We start from the raw sequence: 5,013 nt of genomic DNA, 5'->3' as shown, positions 1-5,013 counted from the left end.
AACTGAACGCCAGCACGGCGTCGGCATCTGTCGGCAGCGGCGGGGCAAAGGCACCGACGCCCGGCACTATGGGCTCATCGAGATGCAGCATCGGCATCAGCGCCGCCAGCACATCGTGGTCACCGACCGCATGCGCCGGACTCGTCAGCGCCAGGGCGTGCTCGACTTCGTGGCGCTTCCACGCCGGGCTGATCAGCACGACGACAGCGGCCAGCCGCCAGATGGCATGCAGCGCGACAACGAACTCGGGCCGGTTGGACGACATCAACGCGACCCGCTCACCGGCCGTCACGCCCCGCTCACGCAAGCTGGTGGCCAGACCGTCCGCCAACGCCTCGAGCTGCGGCAGCGTGTAGTGCCGCTCCTCGAAGACCAGCGCGGTCGCAGACATTGAGAAGATCCTATCGTTTTGAGAGAATATTATTCTCTCAGGCGAAGAACGCAAAGTGTGGAGGGTGTGCGGATGGCGGAACGCCATGTGTTCCAGCGGGCCACGGTGACTCGGATCATCAAGGAGACCGCCGATAGCCGTACCTATGTCCTCGCCCCGGAGGAGCAGCCGTTTTCCTATCGTGCCGGGCAGTTCTGCACGTTCCGGGTGATCGTCGACGGCGAGGAGCTGTACCGGTCGTATTCGATGTCGAGCGCACCGGAGGTCGACACCGAGCTGGCGACCACCGTCAAGCGGGTGGCCGGGGGCAAGGTGTCGAACTGGCTGGTGGACAACGTCGTCGAGGGCGACGAGCTGACCATGACCCGGGCGGCGGGCACCTTTGTGCTGAGTCCGACGTCAGCGCCTTTGCTGGCCTTCGCCGGTGGTAGCGGCGTCACACCGATCCTGTCGCTGGCCAAGAGCGCGCTGGCGGACACCGATCGCGCGGTGCGCGTTCTGTGCGCTGACCGCGACCGGGGTTCGGTCATCTTCGACACCGTCCTCGACGAGTTGATCCAGCGCTATCCCAGCCGCTTGTCGGTGCAGCGCCGCCTCGACGACGAGCACGGCTTGCTGGATGCGGCCGACGTGCAGACGTTCGTCGGCGACGACACCGGTGCCGACTGTTATGTCTGCGGTCCCGAAGGCTTCATGGCCGTGGTCCGGTCCGCACTGCCGGATACCGCGAACGTTCTGATCGAGGACTTCGACGCATCGCCGCCGGTCAAGGCGCCGGCACCGGAGGTGTCCGAAGCCGCCGGCGACGTCGACGCAGGCGGCACCGTGACCATCCGGATCGACCGCAAGAAGGCGACCGTGCCGAGGGTACCCGGCGAGACGCTGCTGGAGAGCGCGCGACGGGCCGGTCTGTCACCACCGTTCAGTTGCGAGGCCGGCAACTGCGGGACGTGCATGGCCAAGCTGATCGAGGGCGAGGCCACCATGCGCACCAACGACGTCCTCGAAGAGGACGAGATCGCCGACGGCTACATCCTCACCTGCCAGGCCGTGCCCGACACCTCGTCGACCACCGTCTTGTACGAGTAGGGAATGTAACGCGTCATTCCGGGGCTGAATCGCCTATGACCGACCTTCCTGCCTTCGCTGATGTTGCTTCCGCCGACCAGGGGCTTGTCGTCTTCACCACGCTGCGACGCGACGGCAGCGCTCAGGCGTCCGTCGTCAACGCCGGTGTCCTCCCCCATCCGCTGACCAACGAACCGGTCGTCGGGCTGGTCGCGATCGGCAGCGCCCGCAAACTCGGCCACCTGCGCGCCGATCCGCGCGCGACAGTCACTGCCCGCAGCGGTTGGCAGTGGGCCACCGTCGAAGGAACGGCGCAGCTGATCGGACCCGATGACCCGCACCCCGACGTGGACGACGAGCGGCTGCAGGTGATCCTTCGCGAGGTCTTCGCCGCGGCCGGCGGCACCCACGACGACTGGGACACCTATGACCGGGTGATGCGCGAGGAACGCCGCACCGCGGTGCTGATCTCGCCGGATCGCGTCTATTCGAATCCGGCGCGGGGCTAGCCCAGTCCAGTCAGCGCCGGGGCGATCTTCTCGAGCCGGTCGATACCTTCGCGGAAGTCGCCGTTCAGCGGCGGCAGGATCACCACGTGGTCGGCGCCGGCCAGCAGGTGCTCCCGCGCGTCGTCCCGGATCACCGTCGGATCAGGGTCCAGCGACAACCCGACCACCAGCAGCTTGTCGGGCCCCAGTGTGGCTCGGGCTTGGGTGGTGAACTCGGCCGCCATTCCGGCCGGGAATGCCCCGTCGGCGATGTCGGCTGCCAGCGCCAGCATTTTCGGACCGTTCGCCGCGATGATCCTGGCGTACGCGGCGTCAGGGGCGGGCGGCCATGTCGGCTCATCCATCCGCTGGATGTAATCGCGCATCGCGGCCAGCGGACGGCCGAATTCCTGCCCGACGCTGGCGGCCTGTTCGGGATAGCCGACGCCCAGACCCAATACGAACCGGCCCGGGTAGGCGTCAGCGAGTTGAGCCGCCGCGGCATGCATCGTCTGCGCCGGCCGCGCCCAGATGTTGGCGATGCAGGTTCCGAACACCATCCGCTCGCTCTCGGCGAGCAGCGTGCCCAGTTGTACGAAGGCGTCCTTGCCGATCGTCTCGTTGACCCAGACCGCGCGATAGCCCGCAAGGTCGAGTCGCTGCACGGCTTTGCGTTGTAGATCGGCGTTCATGGCGACGGTCAACGAACCCGGCAGGCACACCCCGATCGGCCCCAGCGCCTCGCGGGCGGCGTCGACAACGGTCCCCATCAGTGCTGTACTTCGGCGAAGTAGTGGTCGTCTTCCAGATCGGCAAGCAGCCCCGGGTATTCCGGCTTCCAGTCGAGCAGCTTCTGGGTCAGCTCGCTGGACGTCGCGTCGTCCGCTCCGGCAAATGCGGCCAGAAACCCGAAGTGCTCGGCAGCCTCATCGGCGGTGATGCTCTTGGTCGGGAGGTCCAGGCGGCGACCGATGACCTCGGCGATGTCGCGAAATGGCACGCCCTCGTCGGCGACGCCGTGTAACCGCGTGCCCGCCGGCGCTTTCTCCAGAGCCAGCCGGTAGAGGCGCGCGGCATCGAGGGTGTGCAGCGCGGGCCAGCGGTTTGCGCCGTCGCCGATGTAAGCGGAGACCCCGGCCCTGCGGGCGCAGTCGATGATGTGGCTGGTGAAGCCGTGCTGGTCCAGGTCGCTGTGCACCAGCGGTGCGAGCCGGATGACCGATGACCGAACGCGCCGCTGCGCCAACGCAATTGCCGTGTTCTCCGCGTCGACCCGCGGCCCGGCGAGCAGGGTGTCTTCTTCGGTGGCGAGCCTTCCCTCGACGTAGGCCACCATTAACGTTCCTGACGTGCCGACAAATGGCTTGTCGGAGCCGACGAGCGCCTCGCCGATCGCCTCGACGGCGCGCAGATCCTTCTCGATGGATCCGAGGAAGTCGTCGAAGTCGTGGTTGAAGGCCAGGTGAATCACCCCGTCGGACGCGGCGGCGGCGGCTTGCAAACCGTCGAGGTCGTCGAGCGAGCCGCGATGCACATCGGCGCCCTGGGCCTCCAGGGCCGCGGCCGACCGATCCGATCGTGCCAGGCCGATCACCCCATGTCCGGCGCCAAGAAGTTCGGGCGCCAACGCCGACCCGAGGTGTCCCGACGCGCCGGTGACGAAAACTCGCATGTTGAACTCCCGGAATTAGCAGTTGAGCGGTAACACCACCTTGCGGCCGGCTTCGGCGCCAGTCCAAGGATTGTTTCGCAATACTCAATACCGATCAGGCATCACTACCGCTCACAGCGCTTAACGCACCGCTTACTGCCGAAGATGCTATTACCATGCGGACATGGACGAGATCCCGCCGGTCGACCTCGACCTCCGACTCGTGCGGTACTTCGTGACGGTGGCAGCCCATCGGCACTTCGGCCGCGCCGCCACCTCGCTGCGGGTTGCGCAGCCGTCGCTGAGCCGACAGATTCGACGACTGGAGCAGCAGCTGGGCGCCCGCCTGCTGGACCGCACCCCGCAGGGCACCCGGCTCACCGAAGCTGGCGAGGTCTTCCTGCCGGCGGCCAAAGCACTACTTCGTGCGGCCTCCCGCGCCGCATCTCAGACTCGGGCCGCCGCGCAGCCCAGTCGCATCACGATCGGCTACACCATGGGGCTCATCATCACCCCGGCGGTGCTCGAGATGCGCCGCGAGCACCCGGACGCCGACGTGCAAGCGATGCATCTCGCCTGGGACAAGGCGCGAAATGCGTTGCTCGACCACCGAGTTGACGCGATAGTCACTCGGCTGCCGTTCCCGACCGATCAGCTGCATGTGACCGTCCTCTACGACGAGCCCCGAGTATTGCTGGTGCCGTTGACCCATCGCCTGGCAGGCAAGGAGTCGATCACCCTCGACGACATCGCCGACGAGCCGATGCCGCAGATCCGAGATTCCGACCCGTCCTGGAGCGCCTTCTGGCGGGTCGATCCGCGTCCGGACGGGCGGCGCGCCCCCGGCGGGCCGTTCATCGAGGCGCTGGAGGACAAGTTCGAGGTCATCGCCGCCGGACAGGCCGTCGCGATCATCGCCGGCACACACGGCACCGCAATGCGGCCCGACCTGACCACGATTCCCATCCAAGGCGTCGAGCCCAGCCATGTCGTCGTGGCGTGCCGCGCCGACGATCGCAACCGACTGGTCGCGGCCTTTCGCAAGATCGCCGGCGCTCACATGACCGCGCCGACGTGATCAGCGCAGCTGCGCGCCGAGCTCCGCGATGACCTCGCGGGTCCGCCGTTTCGAGGCGATCAGCTCGTCGCGGTTGTCCCCGATCGGCAGCAGCCGCACCGACAGATCGGTCACGCCGGCATCGGCGAAGCTGCGCATCCGCGCCAGGATGGCGTCCTCGTCACCGGCCGCACAGATGTCGCCGACATCGCGGGCATCGCCGTAATCCAGCAGCCGCTTATAGGTAGGCTATACCTCTGCTTCGCCCAGGAACCGGTTGGCACGCTCTCGGGCCGCATCGACATCGATTGCAGCGCAGAGGCAAACCTGAATACCGGCGACGATGCGCGGTGCCGCC

Annotated in this window: 6 protein-coding genes and 1 pseudogene; 3 read left to right on the top strand and 4 right to left on the bottom strand. The window is 67.3% G+C overall.

Features of this window, described 5'->3' with window-relative positions; translation table 11 throughout:
- Positions 1 to 391 (bottom strand): AMP-binding protein (locus tag AC2VOU_RS03780; RefSeq protein ID WP_486956145.1); only part of this gene is annotated, 391 nt, incomplete at its 3' end.
- A 72-nt stretch (positions 392 to 463) separates the two neighbouring features.
- Here AC2VOU_RS03780 and AC2VOU_RS03775 point away from each other — a divergent pair.
- Positions 464 to 1,480: a 2Fe-2S iron-sulfur cluster-binding protein gene (locus AC2VOU_RS03775; protein WP_486956144.1), complete on the top strand. Its 1,017-nt coding sequence runs from the start codon at positions 464 to 466 to the stop codon at positions 1,478 to 1,480.
- 35 nt (positions 1,481 to 1,515) lie between these two features.
- Positions 1,516 to 1,968 carry a TIGR03618 family F420-dependent PPOX class oxidoreductase gene (locus tag AC2VOU_RS03770; RefSeq protein WP_486956143.1) on the top strand — a complete coding sequence of 151 codons (453 nt, stop codon included), beginning with the start codon at positions 1,516 to 1,518 and terminating at the stop codon, positions 1,966 to 1,968.
- On the opposite strand, the gene AC2VOU_RS03765 is transcribed toward AC2VOU_RS03770, so the two are convergent.
- A complete protein-coding gene (locus AC2VOU_RS03765; RefSeq protein ID WP_486956142.1) occupies positions 1,965 to 2,717 on the bottom strand; it encodes an LLM class flavin-dependent oxidoreductase in 753 nt (250 codons plus the stop codon). The genes AC2VOU_RS03770 and AC2VOU_RS03765 overlap by 4 nt on opposite strands.
- On the bottom strand, positions 2,717 to 3,619 hold the full coding sequence (locus tag AC2VOU_RS03760) for an SDR family oxidoreductase (RefSeq protein ID WP_486956141.1): 903 nt from the start codon (positions 3,617 to 3,619) through the stop codon (positions 2,717 to 2,719). The genes AC2VOU_RS03765 and AC2VOU_RS03760 overlap by 1 nt, the downstream gene beginning before the upstream one ends.
- Before the next feature lie 163 nt (positions 3,620 to 3,782).
- Between AC2VOU_RS03760 and AC2VOU_RS03755 the strand changes: the two genes are divergently transcribed.
- Complete coding sequence (locus tag AC2VOU_RS03755) at positions 3,783 to 4,676, top strand: LysR family transcriptional regulator (RefSeq protein WP_486956140.1); 894 nt, start codon at positions 3,783 to 3,785, stop codon at positions 4,674 to 4,676.
- Here the strand turns inward: AC2VOU_RS03755 and AC2VOU_RS03750 are convergent.
- A pseudogene (locus AC2VOU_RS03750) lies at positions 4,677 to 5,013 on the bottom strand (LLM class F420-dependent oxidoreductase); the annotation flags it as partial.

The sequence above is a fragment of the Mycobacterium sp. TH-M25 genome (assembly GCF_057473665.1).
Note: the sequence above shows the minus strand (reverse complement) of the source record. Positions and strands in the feature narration are given on the sequence as shown.

Excerpts from the sequence above, each read along its gene's own strand:
- AC2VOU_RS03755 (WP_486956140.1), top strand. The coding sequence starts at position 3,783 with ATGGACGAGATCCCGCCGGTCGACCTCGACCTCCGACTCGTGCGGTAC.
- AC2VOU_RS03760 (WP_486956141.1), bottom strand. The coding sequence starts at position 3,619 with ATGCGAGTTTTCGTCACCGGCGCGTCGGGACACCTCGGGTCGGCGTTG.
- AC2VOU_RS03765 (WP_486956142.1), bottom strand. The coding sequence starts at position 2,717 with ATGGGGACCGTTGTCGACGCCGCCCGCGAGGCGCTGGGGCCGATCGGG.
- AC2VOU_RS03775 (WP_486956144.1), top strand. The coding sequence starts at position 464 with ATGGCGGAACGCCATGTGTTCCAGCGGGCCACGGTGACTCGGATCATC.
- AC2VOU_RS03770 (WP_486956143.1), top strand. The coding sequence starts at position 1,516 with ATGACCGACCTTCCTGCCTTCGCTGATGTTGCTTCCGCCGACCAGGGG.